The sequence below is a fragment of the Neisseria uirgultaei genome (assembly GCF_962719845.1).
GTDB classification, from domain to species: domain Bacteria; phylum Pseudomonadota; class Gammaproteobacteria; order Burkholderiales; family Neisseriaceae; genus Neisseria; species Neisseria bergeri.
Genome location: NZ_CAUIYF010000006.1, coordinates 59,354 through 76,728, shown reverse-complemented (window position 1 = coordinate 76,728; position 17,375 = coordinate 59,354). Strand labels below are relative to the sequence as shown.

The following is a 17,375-nucleotide window of genomic DNA, read 5'->3' as shown; positions in this document are numbered from 1 at the left end:
AAACCTAATGTGTTCGGACAATCTATTCTAATTCTGCTAATTTTTTCTCAATCGCCTCTTCAGTCATAAAGCCGCACATGCTGTGGTTGTTGACCAGCATGACCGGAGCATCGCCGCACGCGCCCATGCATTCGCCTTCGACAAGGGTGAATTTGCCGTCGGGCGTAGTTTCGCCGTAGCCGATACCGAGTTTTTTCTTCAGGTATTCGCCGGTATCCATGCCGCCACGCAGGGCACAGGGCAGGTTGGTACAAACGGTCAGTTTGTATTTGCCGACGGGCTCAAGGTCGTACATATTGTAGAAAGTAGCGACTTCGTAGGCTTGTGCAGGCGAGATGCCGATATAGTCTGCAACAAAGGCGATGGTCTCGGGAGCAAGCCAGCCTTTTTCGGTTTGGGCGATACGCAACGCGCCCATGATGGCGGAACGGCGTTGGTCGGCAGGATATTTTGCCAACTCAATATCAATTTGTTTTAAGGATTCTGCGGATAACATTATCGGTCAACCTCCCCGAATACGATGTCCTGCGTACCGATGATGGCAACAACGTCGGCCAGCATGTGGCCTTTTGCCATTTCGTCCATGCCTTGTAGGTGGGCGAAGCCGGGTGCGCGGATTTTCAGGCGGTAGGGTTTGTTTGCGCCGTCTGAAATGATGTAAACGCCGAACTCGCCTTTCGGATGTTCGACAGCGGTGTAGGTCTCGCCCTCGGGAACGTGCATACCCTCGGTGAAGAGTTTGAAATGATGAATCAGGTCTTCCATACCTGTTTTCATTTCGGTACGTTTGGGCGGAGCGAATTTGTGGTTTGTGGTAATGACCGGACCCGGATTAACACGCAACCACTCGGAACATTGTTTGATGATGCGTACGGATTGACGCATTTCTTCCATACGGCAAAGGTAACGGTCGTAGCAGTCGCCGTTCACACCGACGGGAATATCGAAATCCATTTTGTCGTACACTTCGTAAGGCTGTTTCTTACGCACATCCCATTCCACGCCAGAACCGCGCAACATCACTCCGGTAAAGCCTTTTTGCATGGCGCGCTCGGGAGTAACAACGCCGATGCCGACGGTACGCTGTTTCCAAATACGGTTGTCGGTCAGGAGGGTTTCGAGTGTGTCGATGTTTTTCGGGAAACGTTCACAGAAGGCATCGATAAAGTCGAGCATGGTGCCTTCGCGGGATTCGTTGAGCTGCTTCAATACTTTGGCGTTGCGGAATTTGCTGCTCTCGTATTTGGGCATAAAGTCGGGCAGGTCGCGGTAAACGCCGCCGGGACGGAAGTAGGCGGCGTGCATACGTGCGCCGGACACGGCTTCGTACAAGTCCATCAGCTCTTCGCGGTCACGGAAGGCGTAAAGGATGGCGGTCATCGCGCCGATGTCGAAGGCGTGCGAACCGATGCCCATCAAGTGATTGAGGATGCGCGTTACTTCGGCGAACATCACGCGGATGTATTGGGCGCGGATTGGTACATCGATACCGGCAAGTTTTTCTACCGCCAAGCAATATGCCTGCTCGTTGACCATCATGGAAACGTAGTCCAAGCGGTCCATATAGGGCAGGGCTTGCAGATAGGTTTTGGTTTCCGCCAGTTTCTCTGTGCCTCGGTGCAAGAGGCCGATATGCGGATCGGCACGGACGATTTGTTCGCCGTCCAGCTCCAAGATCATGCGCAATACGCCGTGCGCCGCAGGGTGTTGCGGGCCGAAGTTGATGGTGTAGTTTCTTAATTTATTGGCCACCGTAGTTCTCCTCACGGACGATACGCGGCGTGATTTCGCGCGGCTCGATGGTAACAGGTTGGTAAATCACGCGTTTTTGCTCTTCGTCGTAACGCATTTCCACATAGCCGGAAATCGGGAAGTCTTTACGGAAAGGATGTCCGACAAAACCATAATCGGTCAGGATGCGGCGCAGGTCGGGATGGTTGTTGAACATAATGCCGTACAAATCGAAGGCTTCGCGCTCGTACCAATCCGCGCTGTTGTAAATATCGACTACGGATTCAACTACGGGGAAGTCGTCGTCTGAAACCCAAACGCGCACGCGGATGCGCTGATTGTTTTTAACGGAAAGAAGCTGGCTGACGACGGCAAAGCGCTTGCCCTGCCATGCTTCATTTTTGTAAGTGCTGTAATCGACGCCGCACAAATCGACCAAAAGCTCGAAATGCAGTTCTTCATGGTCGCGCAACGTAGTCATCACTGAAACATAGTGTTCGGGCAGACACTCGACGGTAATCTCGCCTAAAGCGGAAATGACTTTGCTTGCCTGATCGCCAAGCACGCCGACGACGGTCTCGTATAAGTTTTGAATGCTTGCCATATCGTCCTCTCCTTACTCGTCACGCGCGATGGTGGAAGTGCGCTTGATTTTTTGCTGGAGCTGAATCAGGCCGTAAATCAGGGCTTCCGCAGTCGGCGGACAACCCGGCACGTAAACGTCTACCGGCACGACGCGGTCGGCACCGCGCACGACGGAATAAGAATAGTGGTAATAGCCGCCGCCGTTGGCACACGAGCCCATGGACAATACCCAGCGCGGCTCGGCGAGCTGGTCGTACACGCGGCGCAGTGCAGGCGCCATTTTATTGGTGAGCGTACCCGCCACAATCATCAGGTCTGCCTGACGGGGGGACGGACGGAAAATAATGCCGAAACGGTCAAGGTCGTAACGCGCCATACCCGCGTGCATCATTTCCACGGCGCAGCAGGCCAAGCCGAAAGTAACCGGCCACAATGAACCGGTACGCATATAGTTCAGCACCGTATCCGCGCTGGTGGTGATGAAACCTTTTTTCAAAACGCCTTCTATTCCCATTCCAGCGCACCTTTTTTCCATTCGTAAACAAAGCCTACCGTCAGAACGACGATAAACACCAGCATAGACCAGAAGCCGTATGTACCCAATTCTTTAAATACCACTGCCCACGGCAGCATAAACGCAACCTCCAAATCAAACAGGATGAAGAGGATGGCGACGAGGTAATAGCGCACGTCGAACTTCATCCTCGCGTTTTCAAAGGCTTCAAAACCGCATTCGTAAGGCGCGTCTTTTTCGGCGTAGTGGCGTTTCGGGCCCAAAATCGTGCCGAGCAGGATAAACAGCACGCCGGCCGCGAGGCCGACGAGGATAAAGACAAAAACGGGAAAGTAAGCGGACAACATGGTTACACCCAAATCCGTTAACAAAATTTCTACAATAATTTCGTATTTTAGCGAATTTCAAAAACCATTAAAAGGTAAATATCGGCAAAACGCCCAAAAAAACCCAATAAATACAATCATGTTATGATAACGATTCTTATTTGATTTCAAGAACGCCGGACCGTCTGTTTCGCGCCAATCCTATAAAAACAAAACGTTTCTATCTTTATTACTGCCTTCGTATAGACCGGCACGGTACAAACCGCGCGACAAGCGTTCTGTTTTCATATTACCGTTTCACAAATACCACCCTACCATGCAAAAAATGCCGTCTGAAAACCTTTCAGACGGCATCGGTATAGTGGTTTGAATTTAAACCACCATATCCGGCGGAAAGCGTTATTGGAGGGATTGCAGGGCTTCCGAAACACTTGCTTTGAGTTCTGCGCCGAAGCGTCTGCCCAAGATTCTGCCGAAATCGTCCTTCGGAGTGTAATCCACCACATCAGGGGCTTTGACCACGTCTCGCGCCACGCTGTAAATATTGCCGAGTCCGTCCACCAGCCCGACTTTCAGCGCGTCTGCGCCTGTGTACACGCGACCGCTGAACACGTCGGGATATTGTCGGAATTTGAGGCGGCCGCCGCGTCCGGTTTTGACGGCTTTGATAAATTCGCCGTGTATGCCGGTCAGCATTTCTTCCCAGATTTTCGCCTGTTCGGGCGTTTCGGGAGAAAACGGATCGCCCATTCCTTTGTTGCTGCCCGCAATTTTAACCCTGCGTTTCACGCCGATTTTTTCCATCAGGCCGGTCGCGTCGAAACTGCTGCCGATAACGCCGATACTGCCGACGATGCTGGACGGGTCGGCATAGATTTTGTCCGCCGCCGCCGCGATGTAGTAGCAGCCGGACGCGCACATATCCTCTGCCACGAGATAAACGGGGATGCCGGGGTGCTGCGCCTTCAGACGGCGTATTTCTTCAAAAGCGGTGTTGGACACGACGGGCGAACCGCCGGGGCTGTTGGCGCGGATGACGATGGCTTTTGCCTGCGGGTTTTTGTAGGCGGCCTCCATACCGTCTTTGAGTTTTTTGACCTGGTCTTCTACGCCGTTGCCGATTTCGCCGTACAGGTTGACGACTGCGGTATGCGGCGTGTTGCCCGCCAACTGCAATGCGGCTTCGTCTTTTCGGAAAATGCCTGCAATCAGGGCAACCAGAATCAGGGTGCTGACGGCGCGCCAGATGTTTTTCCACATCCGCTCCCTGCGCCTGTCCCGATAGGCGGACAGCAGCACTTCGCGCATAATGTCGCGCTCCCATAAGGTTTCCCCCGTATTTTTTGCTTCGGGTGCTTCGTTTTCTCTTCTGATTCGGTATTGCATGGTTTTCCTTAAATATCGTCCGATTTGGGCAAACGGTTTTCAGTTTACCCGATTTTTCAGCTCTGCTCCCAATCCGTCCAAGCTGTGCAACACTTCCGCCCACGCCGCGTCCAAAAGGTTGACGGCTTCTCCTTCGGCTTTGATGCCGAACTCAATGTGCGGTTTGACCTGCGTGCCGTCTGAATGCGTCCAACCGACGCTGGGCAGGCTGTACGAACGCACGCCGGGATAAGTTTGCTCGATATGCTCCATAAGCGGCGTAATGCGCGATTCGGGCTGCTCAAACACATACACGCTGCGGCTGCCGCGTTCGGTTTGGTTGAAGCGGTCGGCGTAATAAGTTTCCAATACCCATTCCGCCATCGGGTGCGCCATCACGGGGAAGCCGGGGAAAAAATAATGCTCGCGGATAGAAAATCCGGCGATGTTGTTAAACGGATTGGGCACCAATTCCGCGCCTTCGGGAAAATCTGCCATTTTCAGGCGTTGGGCGTGTTCCGGCGAATCAAGCGGCTCGCCGCGTTTCTGGGTTATGCCTTCGATAAACTTGGCGGCTTCAGGATGGCGGACGACGGGCAAATCCAAAGCAGCAGCCGCGGCTTGACGCGTGTGGTCGTCGGGCGTGGCACCGATGCCGCCGGTAACAAACGTCGGTATGCCGTCTGAAAAGCTGCGGCGCAGTTGCCTGACCAGCAAATCGGGTTCGTCGGGCAGATATTGCACCTGATTGAGCTTCAGCCCTTTGGATTCGAGCAGGGATTTGAAAAAGGCGAAATGCTTGTCTTGACGGCTGCCGTGCAGGATTTCGTCGCCGATGATGATGAGGTTGAACGCATTCATAATATTTTCGGTTTTAAATACCGCCTGAAACGGCGGAATACTCGTTCAGACGGCATGATGGCTGACAATATTTTCTATTTATAAGATAATGGCTTTGATTTTTCAAGCTATCGAGGATTTTTTCATGAGCCAAAACCATACTATTTTACAAAACCTCCCCGTCGGTCAAAAAGTCGGTATCGCCTTCTCCGGCGGACTTGATACCTCCGCCGCGCTGTTGTGGATGAAACTCAAAGGCGCGCTGCCTTACGCCTACACCGCCAACCTTGGTCAGCCCGACGAAGACGACTACAACGCCATTCCCAAAAAAGCGATGGAATACGGTGCGGAAAACGCCCGCCTAATCGACTGCCGCGCGCAGTTGGCACACGAGGGCATCGCCGCCATCCAATGCGGCGCGTTCCACGTTTCCACCGGCGGCATCGCCTACTTCAACACCACGCCTCTGGGCCGCGCCGTAACCGGCACCATGCTCGTTTCCGCCATGAAAGAAGACGATGTGAATATCTGGGGCGACGGCAGCACCTACAAAGGCAACGACATCGAGCGTTTCTACCGCTACGGTTTGCTCACCAATCCCGCGCTGAAAATCTACAAACCCTGGCTCGACCAACAATTTATCGACGAACTCGGCGGCCGCCACGAAATGAGCGAATTTCTGATTGCCAACGGCTTCAACTACAAAATGTCGGTTGAAAAAGCCTACTCTACCGATTCCAATATGCTCGGCGCGACCCACGAAGCCAAAGACTTGGAATTTTTGAACTCGGGCATCAAAATCGTCAAACCCATTATGGGCGTTGCCTTCTGGGACGAAAACGTCGAAGTCAAACCCGAAGAAGTCAGCGTGCGCTTTGAAGAAGGCGTGCCGGTTGCATTGAACGGCAAAGAATACGCCGACCCCGTCGAACTCTTCCTCGAAGCCAACCGCATCGGCGGCCGCCACGGCCTGGGTATGAGCGACCAAATCGAAAACCGCATCATCGAAGCCAAATCACGCGGCATCTACGAAGCCCCGGTAATGGCATTGTTCCACATCGCCTACGAACGCTTGGTGACCGGCATCCACAACGAAGACACCATCGAACAATACCGCATCAACGGCCTGCGCCTCGGACGTTTGCTCTACCAAGGCCGCTGGTTCGACAGCCAAGCCCTGATGTTGCGCGAAACCGCCCAACGCTGGGTCGCCAAAGCCATCACCGGCGAAGTTACCCTCGAACTGCGGCGCGGCAACGACTACTCGATTCTGAACACCGAATCGCCCAACCTGACCTACCAACCCGAACGCCTGAGTATGGAAAAAGTCGAAGGTGCGGCGTTTACCCCGCTCGACCGCATCGGACAGCTCACGATGCGCAACCTCGACATCACCGACACCCGCGCCAAACTGGGCATCTACTCGCAAAGTGGTTTGTTGTCGCTGGGCGAAGGTTCGGTATTGCCGCAGTTGGGTAATAAGCAATAAGTTTCGCCGCATTGCATCGCTGCAATTTAAGGGATTGTCTGAAAAGGCAATCCCTTAGTTAAAGGAATCCTATGTTTCAACACACAGGACGACACATAAAGCACCGCCCTATGTATCGTCCTGATTTGGAAGGGGTTACGCCCCTCCCAAATAAAGTCTGATCCTGCCGCCCCAAAGGGCGGTGTTTCAACCGAAAAGGAAATACGATGAAAGAATACAAAGTCGTCATTTATCAGGAAAGCCTGTTGTCCAGCCTGTTTTTCGGCGCGGCAAAAGTCAACCCCGTCAATTTCAGCGCGTTCCTCAACAAACAGACCCCCGAAGGCTGGCGGGTCGTAACGATGGAAAAAGATTTGCGCCGTATGCTGCTGTTTTTCAAACGCGAAGCCTACGTCGTCATTTTGGAGCGGGACCGTGTTTAAGCTCGGCGTTTATGCCTGTCTCGGACTGTTTGCCGGCTGGGTGCTGCTGCTGATTGTGCAACTCTGGTTTTCTTTTCTCGAAGCGGAATTGTTCTTCAAAATCACACTGACTATGGCGGGGCTGTTTGTCATCATCCTCACCGCCCTGCTGGTATGCGGCCAGTATTTTTCCGAAAAGAAAATGAAAGACGACGGGTTTATCAACTGATGCGGATTTGAACCGGATCCGCGACCCAAACATCACAATGCCGTCTGAACGCCCCCGCTTCAGACGGCATACCGTTGCCGCAAACCCTTTCGGCACATAAGGCGCACCCCGTCGTACCGCACCGATTCAGAAAGGCGATGCCTTTCCCCAACCGGCCCGAACCCTGCCGCCGTCCCGAGGGGCAGGTGTTCAAGCGTTAAGTAAATACCGATGAAATTCTTTTTGTTAAAACACAGCCGTTGAAAAAACAGGCCGTCTGAACATTCAGACGGCCTGTGCTTTATTTCCATATTTCAACAGCCCGGAAAAGGCGGGCGGGGAGGCTGCGGAAGGCTGCTGCCGACAGTTTCCCCGGACGGCGGCGGGATGCCGCCGATACGCGCGGCAATTTCAGTGCCGGATTTTGGGATGCCGCCTTTTTCGGGGGCTTGTTTGATGATTTGAACGCGTCGTCCCGCCGTAATGAATACCTGCGCTTCAGACGGCATCAGCATCAATCCTGCTCTTTTTTGCCGGCAAACACGCCGAATCCGCCCTTTTCCGCATCTGTCGGGCGATAGCTGTATTTTCCCGCCACTTCCTCGCCGGCCGGGCCGTAAAACTTTCCGGAAACATCCCCGCTGCCATTTTCCGTCCAAGTCCCCTTAAAGCCGTTTCCATCGATGGCGGCTTTGAATTTTTGCGTACCCATATGCAAATCATCGCCGCTGTCGATAATGCCGTCCACAGATTTGCTGCCGAAATCGACTTTTGCGGCAAACCTGCCCCTAGTCGGGTACGGACGGCCGTTTTCCGTATGGAAATGCAGTACTTCGCCGTTGTACACGGCCGCGCCCGCAAGCATTTCGCCTTTTGCCGGTTCGCCTTGCACACGGAGGGCATACGATCCGCCGGGTAATTTTTCCGCCCCGTAAGTCAGATACCGGTAATTTCCTTCGGGCGCGAAGATATTGCCGGAATGCCCCGTCAGGATGACCGCTTCCCCATCGACAATCAGCGTATCCGCCTGATTGACGGGGATTAGCGGCATCTCGGTCGGAAGCGACCTCCTCGACCGTGCAGAACGCCTAACTCGCGCAGATGAAGTGGACTTGTCTTTATAAATGATGACATATTTGTTAGTTCCATTAGCTTTAACTTCTGTCGCAACCAAATTAGTAAATTTATCCTGTCCATCTTTTTTATATTTATTAATTCGCCCAGAATCATCTAACGATTCAAATTCTGATTTTAGCAGTACTTCTTCAGCTAATAAATCTCTACTGCATACTTTGTCTTTACAATGGGTTAACGTTATATTTTGCGACGGCCCGTCAATCAAAACGCCATTAGCCACGTTCGTCCTTCCAAAATCGCCGCCGCTATTCGTAGTGGCAGGGTTTGACGCGGGGGTGGGATCTGAAGAACCGGCGGCTTGATTGTTTCCGGCTTGATTTGCACCTTGGGCAGCCGTATTGCCGGCATTTTCCCCTGCCGACGGATCGTCCCCCTGCATTCCGTCCGCCGTATTTGCCATATCCGGTTGGTTTTCCATATTTCCGGCCGGCATATTCGGAGCCGGGGTGTGATTCGGTGTCAAACTATCTGTATCGGCGGCTTTTTGCGGCATATCATCTTGCGCCCCCTCGTCTTCATTTTTGGGATTATCCGCTGTTGCCGCACCGCCATTGCCTGTATTTTCTTCCGAAACCGCCGCCATATCTTGACTACCTTGTGCGGATGGCGCGCCCTGTCCTTGAGAACCTGCCTGTGGCGCATCTTCCTTTGCCTCTGTCTCTTTTTCAGAAACAACAGGGGCGGCAGGTTTTGACGGCGTGTCCGCCGACTTGACATCGGGCGATCCGCCACCGCCGCCCCCACAGGCTGAAAGGGCAAAAATACAAGCCATTGCAATCACACTGCGTTTAAACATCATCATCTCCTTCATAGGGCGGTGCTTTATGTATCGCCCTGTGTGTTGAAACATATTCAATAAGGCAGCCGGTATTGTTTCCGCCATATGCCCATAAAATTGTAAAAATATGCCGTCTGAACGCCAAACGGGCTTCAGACGGCATAGCTTGGTTTATTCCGCCCGGTTTCTCTGTCGGCCCAAATCGGCGGCAGCGGTAAACAAAACGTCGGTTGAAGAATTCAACGCCGTTTCTGCCGAATCCTGAATCACGCCGATGATGAAGCCGACTGCGACCACCTGCATGGCGACATCGTTGCTGATGCCGAACAGGCTGCACGCCAGCGGAATCAGCAGTAGCGAACCGCCTGCCACGCCGGACGCGCCGCACGCGCTGACCGTCGCCACCAGGCTCAACAGCAGCGCGGTGGCAAAATCAACCTGTATGCCTTGGGTGTGCGCCGCCGCCATAGCCAAAACGGTAATCGTAATCGCCGCGCCGCCCATATTGACGGTCGCCCCCAACGGGATGGAAATCGAATAAGTGTCTTCGTGCAGCCCCAGTTTTTTCGCCAAAGCCATATTCACGGGGATATTGGCGGCGGAAGAACGGGTAAAGAAGGCATACACGCCGCTTTCGCGCAGGCAGGTAAACACCAGCGGATAAGGGTTGCGGCGGATTTTCCACCACACGATGGCGGGATTGACCGCCAGCGCAATAAACGCCATACAGCCCAACAGCACCGCAAGCAGCTTCGCGTAACCCGCCAGCGCGCCGAAACCCGTCTCCGCGATTGTGGACGACACCAGCCCGAAAATGCCCAAAGGTGCAAAGCGGATAATCCACTTCACAACGGTAGAAACCGCTTCCGCCAAATCGGCGACGACCTGCCGCGTAACGTCCGAACCGTGATTCCGCAACGCCGCGCCCAAAACCAAAGCCCAAGCCAGAATGCCGATATAGTTGGCATTGGCAATCGCGTTAATCGGATTGGCGACCAGGTTCATCAGCAGCGATTTCAACACTTCCACAATGCCGGAAGGCGGCGCGGCGGACACATCGCCAGCGCCCGCCAAAACAATGTGCGTCGGGAAAACCATACCGGCGATGACGGCGGTCAGGGCTGCGGAAAACGTACCGATGAGGTAGAGGACGATAATCGGCCTGATATGCGCCTTGTTGCCTTTTTGGTGCTGCGCGATTGTGGCCGCCACCAAAATAAATACCAAAACCGGCGCGACCGCTTTGAGCGCGCCGACAAACAGGCTGCCGAACAAGCCTGCCGCCAAGCCCAGTTGCGGTGAAACCGAACCGATTACGATACCCAACGCCAAACCGGCGGCAATCTGCCTGACCAGGCTGACGCGGCCGATCGCATGAAATAAGGATTTGCCGAACACCATAATTCTTCCTTATGTTGTGATATGTTAAAAAATGTTGTATTTTAAAAGAAAACTCATTCTCTGTGTTTTTTTATTTTTCGGCTGTGTTTTGAGGTGTGTTGATTTGCCCTATGCGGTGCCGGACAGGCGTTGTTTTATCATTCGGCGTAACGGTTTAATTTATTGAACGAAAATAAATTTATTTAATCCTGCCTATTTTTCGACACCATTCCGAAACGCAGCCTGTTTTCCATATGCGGATTGGAAACAAAATACCTTAAAACAAGCAGATACATTCCCGGCGGGCCGCAGCCTCCGAAATACCGGCGGCGGTATGCCGTCTGAAGCGTCCCGCCACGTCCGAACAACACGAAAACGGCCGTTCGAAACCCCGCCCGAACAGTGTTAGAATCGAAAACCGCCACACCGATGCACGACACCCGTACCATGATGATCAAACCGACCGCCCTGCTCCTGCCGGCTTTATTTTTCTTTCCGCACGCATACGCGCCTGCCGCCGACCTTTCCGAAAACAAGGCGGCGGGTTTCGCATTGTTCAAAAACAAAAGCCCCGACACCGAATCAGTCAAATTAAAACCCAAATTCCCCGTCCGCATCGACACGCAGGACAGTGAAATCAAAGATATGGTCGAAGAACACCTGCCGCTCATCACGCAGCAGCAGGAAGAAGTGTTGGACAAAGAGCAGACTGGCTTCCTCGCCGAAGAAGCACCGGACAACGTTAAAACGATGCTCCGCAGCAAAGGCTATTTCAGCAGCAAAGTCAGCCTGACGGAAAAAGACGGGGCTTATACGGTGCACATCACACCGGGTCCGCGCACCAAAATCGCCAACGTCGGCGTCGCCATCCTCGGCGACATCCTTTCAGACGGCAACCTCGCCGAATACTACCGCAACGCGATGGAAAACTGGCAGCAGCCGGTAGGCAGCGATTTCGATCAGGACAGTTGGGAAAACAGCAAAACTTCCGTCCTCGGCGCGGTAACGCGCAAAGGCTACCCGCTTGCCAAGCTCGGCAACACCCGGGCGGCCGTCAACCCCGATACCGCCACCGCCGATTTGAACGTCGTCGTGGACAGCGGCCGCCCCATCGCCTTCGGCGACTTTGAAATTACCGGCACACAGCGTTACCCTGAACAAATCGTTTCCGGTCTTGCGCGTTTCCAGCCCGGTATGCCGTACGACCTCGACCTGCTGCTCGACTTCCAACAGGCGCTCGAACAAAACGGGCATTATTCCGGCGCGTCCGTACAGGCCGACTTCGACCGCCTCCAAGGCGACCGCGTCCCCGTCAAAGTCAGCGTAACCGAGGTCAAACGCCACAAGCTCGAAACCGGCATCCGCCTCGATTCGGAATACGGTTTGGGCGGCAAAATCGCCTACGACTATTACAACCTCTTCAACAAAGGCTATATCGGTTCGGTCGTCTGGGATATGGACAAATACGAAACCACGCTTGCCGCCGGCATCAGCCAGCCGCGCAACTACCGGGGCAACTACTGGACAAGCAACGTTTCCTACAACCGTTCGACCACCCAAAACCTCGAAAAACGCGCCTTCTCCGGCGGCATTTGGTATGTGCGCGACCGCGCGGGCATCGATGCCAGGCTGGGGGCGGAGTTTCTCGCAGAAGGCCGGAAAATCCCTGGCTCGGATGTCGATTTGGGCAACAGCCACGCCACGATGCTGACCGCCTCTTGGAAACGCCAGCTGCTCAACAACGTGCTGCACCCCGAAAACGGCCATTACCTCGACGGCAAAATCGGGACGACTTTGGGCACATTCCTGTCCTCCACCGCGCTGATCCGCACCTCTGCCCGCGCAGGTTATTTCTTCACGCCCGAAAACAAAAAACTCGGCACGTTCATCATACGCGGACAAGCGGGTTACACCGTTGCCCGCGACAATGCCGATGTCCCCTCGGGGCTGATGTTCCGCAGCGGTGGCGCGTCTTCCGTGCGCGGTTACGAACTCGACAGCATCGGACTTGCCGGCCCGAACGGATCGGTCCTGCCCGAACGCGCCCTCTTGGTGGGCAGCCTGGAATACCAACTGCCGTTTACGCGCACCCTGTCCGGCGCGGTATTCCACGATATGGGCGATGCCGCCGCCAATTTCAAACGTATGAAGCTGAAACACGGTTCGGGACTGGGCGTGCGCTGGTTCAGCCCGCTCGCGCCGTTTTCCTTCGACATCGCCTACGGGCACAGCGACAAGAAAATCCGCTGGCACATCAGCTTGGGAACGCGCTTCTAAACCGATATGGCCGCTTCAGACGGCATTGCAGCAAACCATTTTGAAACAGACATTATGACCGATACCGCACCGACAGATACCGATCCGACCGAAAACGGCACGCGCAAAATGCCGTCTGAACACCGCCCCGCCCCGCCGGCAAAAAAACGCCGCCCGCTGCTGAAGCTGTCGGCGGCACTGCTGTCTGTCCTGATTTTGGCAGTATGTTTCCTCGGCTGGCTCGCCGGTACGGAATCCGGTTTGCGCTTCGGGCTGTACCAAATCCCGTCTTGGTTCGGCGTAAACATTTCCTCCCAAAACCTCAAAGGCACGCTGCTCGACGGCTTCGACGGCGACAACTGGTCGATAGAAACCGAGGGGGCAGACCTTAAAATCAGCCGCTTCCGCTTCGCGTGGAAACCGTCCGAACTGATGCGCCGCAGCCTGCACATTACCGAAATTTCCGCCGGCGACATCGCCATCGTTACCAAACCGACTCCGCCTAAAGAAGAACGCCCTCCGCTCAGCCTTCCCGACAGCATAGACCTGCCTGCCGCCGTCTATCTCGACCGCTTCGAGACGGGCAAAATCAGCGCAGGCAAAACTTTTGACAAACAAACCGTCTATCTCGAACGCCTCAACGCGGCATACCGTTACGACCGCAAAGGACACCGCCTTGACCTGAAAACCGCCGACACCCCGTGGAGCAGTTCGTCGGGGGCGGTCTCGGTCGGCTTGAAAAAACCGTTTGCCCTCGATACCGCCATTTACACCAAAGGCGGACTCAAAGGCGAAACCATACACGGTACGGCGAGGCTGAGCGGCAGCCTGAAAGATGTGCGCGCCGAACTGGCGATCGACGGCGGCAATATCCGCCTCTCGGGAAAATCCGTCATCCACCCGTTTGCCGAATCATTGGATAAAACATTGGAAGAAGTACTGGTCAAAGGGTTCAACATCAATCCGGCCGCCTTCGTGCCTTCCCTGCCCGATGCCGGACTGAATTTCGACCTGACCGCCATCCCGTCGTTTTCAGACGGCATCGCGCTGGAAGGTTCGCTCGATTTGGAAAACACCAAAGCCGGCTTTGCCGACCGCAACGGCATCCCCGTCCGTCAGGTTTTAGGCGGCTTTGTCATCCGGCAGGACGGCACGGTGCATATCGGCAATACGTCCGCCGCCCTGCTCGGACGGGGCGGCATCAGGCTGTCGGGCAAAATCGACACCGAAAAAGACATCCTCGATTTAAATATAGGCATCAACTCCGTCGGCGCGGAAGACGTTCTGCAAACCGCGTTCAAAGGCAGGTTGGACGGCAGCATCGGCATCGGCGGCACGACCGCCTCGCCCAAAATCTCTTGGCAACTCAGCACCGGCACGGCGCGCACGGACGGCAGCCTCGCTATCACAAGCGACCCCGCAAACGGACAGCGGAAATTGGTGTTCGACACCGTCAACATCGCCGCAGGGCAAGGCAGCCTGACCGCGCAAGGCTATCTCGAACTGTTTAAAGACCGCCTGCTCAAGCTGGACATCCGTTCCCGCGCATTCGACCCTTCGCGCATCGATCCGCAACTTCCGTCAGGCAATATCAACGGCTCAATAAACCTTGCAGGCGAACTGGCAAAAGAGCATTTTGCAGGCAAAATGCGTTTTTCCCCCAGCATACTCAACGGTGTACCGCTTAACGGTCATGCCGACATTATTTACGAGTCCCGCCACCTTCCGCGCGCCGCCGTCGATTTGCGGCTGGGACAGAACATTATTAAAACAGACGGCGGCTTCGGCAAAAAAGGCGACCGGCTCAACCTCAATATCACCGCACCCGACCTCTCCCGTTTCGGTTTCGGACTCGCGGGGGCTTTAAATGTACGCGGACACCTTTCCGGCGATTTGGACGGCGGCATCCGAACCTTTGAAACTGACCTTTCCGGCACGGCGCGCAACCTGCACATCGGTAAGGCGGCAGACATCCGTTCGCTCGATTTCACCCTCAGAGGCTCGCCCGACACAAGCCGCCCGATACGCGCCGACATCAAAGGCAGCCGCCTTTCCCTGTCGGGTGGGGCGGCGGTTATCGATACCGCCGGCCTGACGCTGGAAGGCACGGGCGCGCAGCACCGCATCCGCACACACGCCGCCATGACGCTGGACGGCAAACCGTTCAAATTCGATTTGGACGCTTCAGGCGGTATCAACAGAGAACTTACCCGATGGAAAGGCAGCATTAGTGTTTTCGACATCGGCGGCGCGTTCAACCTCAAGCTGCAAAACCGTATGACGCTCGAAGCCGGTACGGAACGCGTGGCGGCAAGTACGGCAAATTGGCAGGCAATGGGCGGCAGCCTCAACCTGCAACACTTTTCTTGGGATAAAAAAACCGGCATATCGGCAAAAGGCGGCGCACACGGACTGCACATCGCCGAGTTGCACAATTTCTTTAAACCGCCCGTCGAACACAATCTGGTTTTAAACGGCGACTGGGATGTCGCCTACGGGCGTAACGCGCGCGGCTACCTCAATATCAGCCGACAAAGCGGCGATGCCGTATTGCCCGGCGGTCAGGCTTTGGGTTTGAACGCATTTTCCCTGAAAACGCGCTTTCAAAACGACCGCATCGGAATCCTGATTGACGGCGGCGCACGTTTCGGACGGATTAACGCCGATTTGGGCATCGCTAACGCCTTCGGCGGCAATATGGCAAATGCACCGCTCGGCGGCAGGATTACCGCCTCCCTTCCCGACTTGGGCGCATTGAAGCCCTTTCTGCCCGCCGCCGCGCAAAACATTACCGGCGGCCTGAATGCCTCCGCGCAAATCGGCGGACGGGTAGGCTCTCCGTCCGTCAACGCCGCCGTCAACGGCAGCAGCAACTACGGGAAAATCAACGGCAACATTACCGTCGGGCAAAGCCGCTCCTTCGATACCGCGCCTTTAGGCGGCAGGCTCAACCTGACCGTTGCCGATGCCGAAGCATTCCGCAACTTCCTGCCCGTCGGACAAACCGTCAAAGGCAGCCTGAATGCCGCCGTAACCCTCGGCGGCAGCATCGCCGACCCGCACTTGGGCGGCAGCATCAACGGCGACAAGCTCTATTACCGCAACCAAACCCAAGGCATCATCTTGGACAACGGTTCGCTGCGTTCGCATATCGCGGGCAGGAAATGGGTAATCGACAGCCTGAAATTCCGGCACGAAGGGACGGCGGAACTCTCCGGCACGGTCGGTATGGAAAACAGCGGACCCGATGTCGATATCGGCGCGGTGTTCGACAAATACCGCATCCTGTCCCGCCCCAACCGCCGCCTGACGGTTTCCGGCAACACCCGCCTGCGCTATTCGCCGCAAAAAGGCATATCCGTTACCGGGATGATTAAAACGGATCAGGGGCTGTTCGGTTCGCAAAAATCCTCGATGCCGTCCGTCGGCGACGATGTCGTCGTATTGGGCGAAGTCAAAAAAGAAGCGGCGGCACCACTCCCCGTCAATATGAACCTGATTTTAGACCTCAATGACAGCATCCGCTTCGCCGGCTACGGCGCGGACGTTACCATAGGCGGCAAACTGACCCTGACCGCCCAACCGGGCGGAAGCGTGCGGGGCGTGGGCACGGTCCGCGTCATCAAAGGGCGTTATAAAGCATACGGGCAGGATTTGGACATTACCAAAGGCACGGTCTCCTTTGTCGGCCCGCTCAACGACCCCAACCTCAACATCCGCGCCGAACGCCGACTTTCCCCCGTCGGTGCGGGCGTGGAAATATTGGGCAGCCTCAACAGCCCGCGCATTACACTGACGGCAAACGAACCGATGAGTGAAAAAGACAAGCTCTCCTGGCTCATCCTCAACCGCGCCGGCAGCGGCAGCAGCGGCGACAATGCCGCCCTGTCTGCAGCCGCCGGCGCATTGCTTGCCGGACAAATCAACGACCGCATCGGGCTGGTGGATGATTTGGGCTTTACCAGCAAGCGCAGCCGCAACGCGCAAACCGGCGAACTCAACCCCGCCGAACAGGTACTGACCGTCGGCAAACAACTGACCGGCAAACTCTACATCGGCTACGAATACGGCATCTCCAGCGCGGAACAGTCCGTCAAACTGATTTACCGGCTGACCCGCGCCATACAGGCGGTTGCCCGTATCAGCAGCCTTTCGTCGGGCGGCGAGCTGACATACACCATACGTTTCGACCGCCTCTTCGGTTCGGACAAAAAAGACACCGCCGGAAACGGCAAAGGGAAATAAACGGTTTTCAGACGGCATGGCACTGTCCGCCGCCATGCCGTCTGAAAGGCGCGCCGCCAAACCGGACATTTGAAAACCTGCTTTTCCGCCGACCGCCTGCAAGGGAACAGAATCGATATA

The 17,375-nt window shown here is 55.3% G+C and carries 17 protein-coding genes; 6 read left to right on the top strand and 11 right to left on the bottom strand.

All coding sequences use genetic code 11. From position 1 onward, the window contains the following. Window positions 1-22 precede the first annotated feature (22 nt). From nuoE to Q9J32_RS05250, 7 genes are all read right to left on the bottom strand, one after another. Entirely contained in the window at window positions 23-496 is a 474-nt protein-coding gene (nuoE, locus tag Q9J32_RS05280; protein WP_301882904.1) for an NADH-quinone oxidoreductase subunit NuoE, read from the bottom strand. Beyond that, entirely contained in the window at window positions 496-1,752 is a 1,257-nt protein-coding gene (gene nuoD, locus Q9J32_RS05275; protein WP_003747872.1) for an NADH dehydrogenase (quinone) subunit D, read from the bottom strand. The genes nuoE and nuoD overlap by 1 nt, the downstream gene beginning before the upstream one ends. After that, on the bottom strand, window positions 1,742-2,335 hold the full coding sequence (locus tag Q9J32_RS05270) for an NADH-quinone oxidoreductase subunit C (RefSeq protein WP_301882901.1): 594 nt from the start codon (window positions 2,333-2,335) through the stop codon (window positions 1,742-1,744). The genes nuoD and Q9J32_RS05270 overlap by 11 nt, the downstream gene beginning before the upstream one ends. A gap of 12 nt (window positions 2,336-2,347) precedes the next feature. After that, window positions 2,348-2,830 carry a NuoB/complex I 20 kDa subunit family protein gene (locus Q9J32_RS05265; protein ID WP_002215610.1) on the bottom strand — a complete coding sequence of 161 codons (483 nt, stop codon included), beginning with the start codon at window positions 2,828-2,830 and terminating at the stop codon, window positions 2,348-2,350. Then, entirely contained in the window at window positions 2,821-3,177 is a 357-nt protein-coding gene (locus tag Q9J32_RS05260) for an NADH-quinone oxidoreductase subunit A (RefSeq protein ID WP_096111425.1), read from the bottom strand. The genes Q9J32_RS05265 and Q9J32_RS05260 overlap by 10 nt, the downstream gene beginning before the upstream one ends. A gap of 378 nt (window positions 3,178-3,555) precedes the next feature. Then, the gene (locus Q9J32_RS05255) at window positions 3,556-4,542 is read right to left on the bottom strand and encodes a S49 family peptidase (RefSeq protein ID WP_301882898.1); all 987 of its coding nucleotides are present in this window, start codon (window positions 4,540-4,542) and stop codon (window positions 3,556-3,558) included. 39 nt (window positions 4,543-4,581) lie between these two features. Next, entirely contained in the window at window positions 4,582-5,382 is an 801-nt protein-coding gene (locus Q9J32_RS05250; protein WP_301882897.1) for a competence/damage-inducible protein A, read from the bottom strand. Window positions 5,383-5,506: 124 nt separating this feature from the next. On the opposite strand from Q9J32_RS05250, the gene argG reads away from it, so the two are divergent. From argG to Q9J32_RS05230, 4 genes are all read left to right on the top strand, one after another. Continuing rightward, window positions 5,507-6,850: an argininosuccinate synthase gene (argG, locus tag Q9J32_RS05245; RefSeq protein WP_301882893.1), complete on the top strand. Its 1,344-nt coding sequence runs from the start codon at window positions 5,507-5,509 to the stop codon at window positions 6,848-6,850. Between the two features lie 206 nt (window positions 6,851-7,056). Further along, complete coding sequence (locus Q9J32_RS05240) at window positions 7,057-7,272, top strand: DUF4177 domain-containing protein (protein WP_002218233.1); 216 nt, start codon at window positions 7,057-7,059, stop codon at window positions 7,270-7,272. Then, entirely contained in the window at window positions 7,265-7,480 is a 216-nt protein-coding gene (locus tag Q9J32_RS05235; protein ID WP_301882892.1) for a hypothetical protein, read from the top strand. Before Q9J32_RS05240 ends, Q9J32_RS05235 begins: the two co-directional genes overlap by 8 nt. 74 nt (window positions 7,481-7,554) lie before the next feature. Further along, entirely contained in the window at window positions 7,555-7,680 is a 126-nt protein-coding gene (locus tag Q9J32_RS05230) for a hypothetical protein (RefSeq protein WP_301882890.1), read from the top strand. Between the two features lie 93 nt (window positions 7,681-7,773). Here Q9J32_RS05230 and Q9J32_RS05225 read toward each other — a convergent pair whose 3' ends face one another. From Q9J32_RS05225 to sstT, 4 genes are read right to left on the bottom strand one after another with little or no spacing between them, the layout of a single operon-like run. After that, window positions 7,774-7,968, bottom strand: coding sequence for a hypothetical protein (locus Q9J32_RS05225; RefSeq protein ID WP_301882887.1), 195 nt, complete (start codon window positions 7,966-7,968; stop codon window positions 7,774-7,776). Window positions 7,969-7,973: 5 nt separating this feature from the next. Beyond that, window positions 7,974-9,392: a transferrin-binding protein-like solute binding protein gene (locus tag Q9J32_RS05220; RefSeq protein ID WP_301882885.1), complete on the bottom strand. Its 1,419-nt coding sequence runs from the start codon at window positions 9,390-9,392 to the stop codon at window positions 7,974-7,976. Next, complete coding sequence (locus Q9J32_RS05215) at window positions 9,385-9,537, bottom strand: hypothetical protein (RefSeq protein WP_301882884.1); 153 nt, start codon at window positions 9,535-9,537, stop codon at window positions 9,385-9,387. Before Q9J32_RS05215 ends, Q9J32_RS05220 begins: the two co-directional genes overlap by 8 nt. 8 nt (window positions 9,538-9,545) lie before the next feature. Then, a complete protein-coding gene (sstT, locus tag Q9J32_RS05210) occupies window positions 9,546-10,775 on the bottom strand; it encodes a serine/threonine transporter SstT (protein WP_301882881.1) in 1,230 nt (409 codons plus the stop codon). Window positions 10,776-11,183: 408 nt separating this feature from the next. Between sstT and Q9J32_RS05205 the strand changes: the two genes are divergently transcribed. Together Q9J32_RS05205 and Q9J32_RS05200 are read left to right on the top strand one after the other, a co-directional pair. Continuing rightward, on the top strand, window positions 11,184-13,031 hold the full coding sequence (locus Q9J32_RS05205; protein WP_301882986.1) for an autotransporter assembly complex protein TamA: 1,848 nt from the start codon (window positions 11,184-11,186) through the stop codon (window positions 13,029-13,031). 54 nt (window positions 13,032-13,085) lie between these two features. Further along, on the top strand, window positions 13,086-17,255 hold the full coding sequence (locus Q9J32_RS05200; protein ID WP_301882878.1) for a translocation/assembly module TamB domain-containing protein: 4,170 nt from the start codon (window positions 13,086-13,088) through the stop codon (window positions 17,253-17,255). The last annotated feature ends 120 nt before the right edge of the window (window positions 17,256-17,375 follow it).

Bases quoted from the DNA above. Each gene is read 5' to 3' on its own strand.
- Q9J32_RS05260 (WP_096111425.1), bottom strand. From the start codon at position 3,177: ATGTTGTCCGCTTACTTTCCCGTTTTTGTCTTTATCCTCGTCGGCCTC.
- nuoE (WP_301882904.1), bottom strand. From the start codon at position 496: ATGTTATCCGCAGAATCCTTAAAACAAATTGATATTGAGTTGGCAAAA.
- Q9J32_RS05220 (WP_301882885.1), bottom strand. From the start codon at position 9,392: ATGTTTAAACGCAGTGTGATTGCAATGGCTTGTATTTTTGCCCTTTCA.
- Q9J32_RS05270 (WP_301882901.1), bottom strand. From the start codon at position 2,335: ATGGCAAGCATTCAAAACTTATACGAGACCGTCGTCGGCGTGCTTGGC.
- Q9J32_RS05250 (WP_301882897.1), bottom strand. From the start codon at position 5,382: ATGAATGCGTTCAACCTCATCATCATCGGCGACGAAATCCTGCACGGC.
- Q9J32_RS05200 (WP_301882878.1), top strand. From the start codon at position 13,086: ATGACCGATACCGCACCGACAGATACCGATCCGACCGAAAACGGCACG.
- sstT (WP_301882881.1), bottom strand. From the start codon at position 10,775: ATGGTGTTCGGCAAATCCTTATTTCATGCGATCGGCCGCGTCAGCCTG.
- Q9J32_RS05215 (WP_301882884.1), bottom strand. From the start codon at position 9,537: ATGCCGTCTGAAGCCCGTTTGGCGTTCAGACGGCATATTTTTACAATT.
- Q9J32_RS05255 (WP_301882898.1), bottom strand. From the start codon at position 4,542: ATGCAATACCGAATCAGAAGAGAAAACGAAGCACCCGAAGCAAAAAAT.
- argG (WP_301882893.1), top strand. From the start codon at position 5,507: ATGAGCCAAAACCATACTATTTTACAAAACCTCCCCGTCGGTCAAAAA.
- Q9J32_RS05240 (WP_002218233.1), top strand. From the start codon at position 7,057: ATGAAAGAATACAAAGTCGTCATTTATCAGGAAAGCCTGTTGTCCAGC.
- Q9J32_RS05225 (WP_301882887.1), bottom strand. From the start codon at position 7,968: ATGCCGTCTGAAGCGCAGGTATTCATTACGGCGGGACGACGCGTTCAA.
- Q9J32_RS05265 (WP_002215610.1), bottom strand. From the start codon at position 2,830: ATGGGAATAGAAGGCGTTTTGAAAAAAGGTTTCATCACCACCAGCGCG.
- Q9J32_RS05205 (WP_301882986.1), top strand. From the start codon at position 11,184: ATGCACGACACCCGTACCATGATGATCAAACCGACCGCCCTGCTCCTG.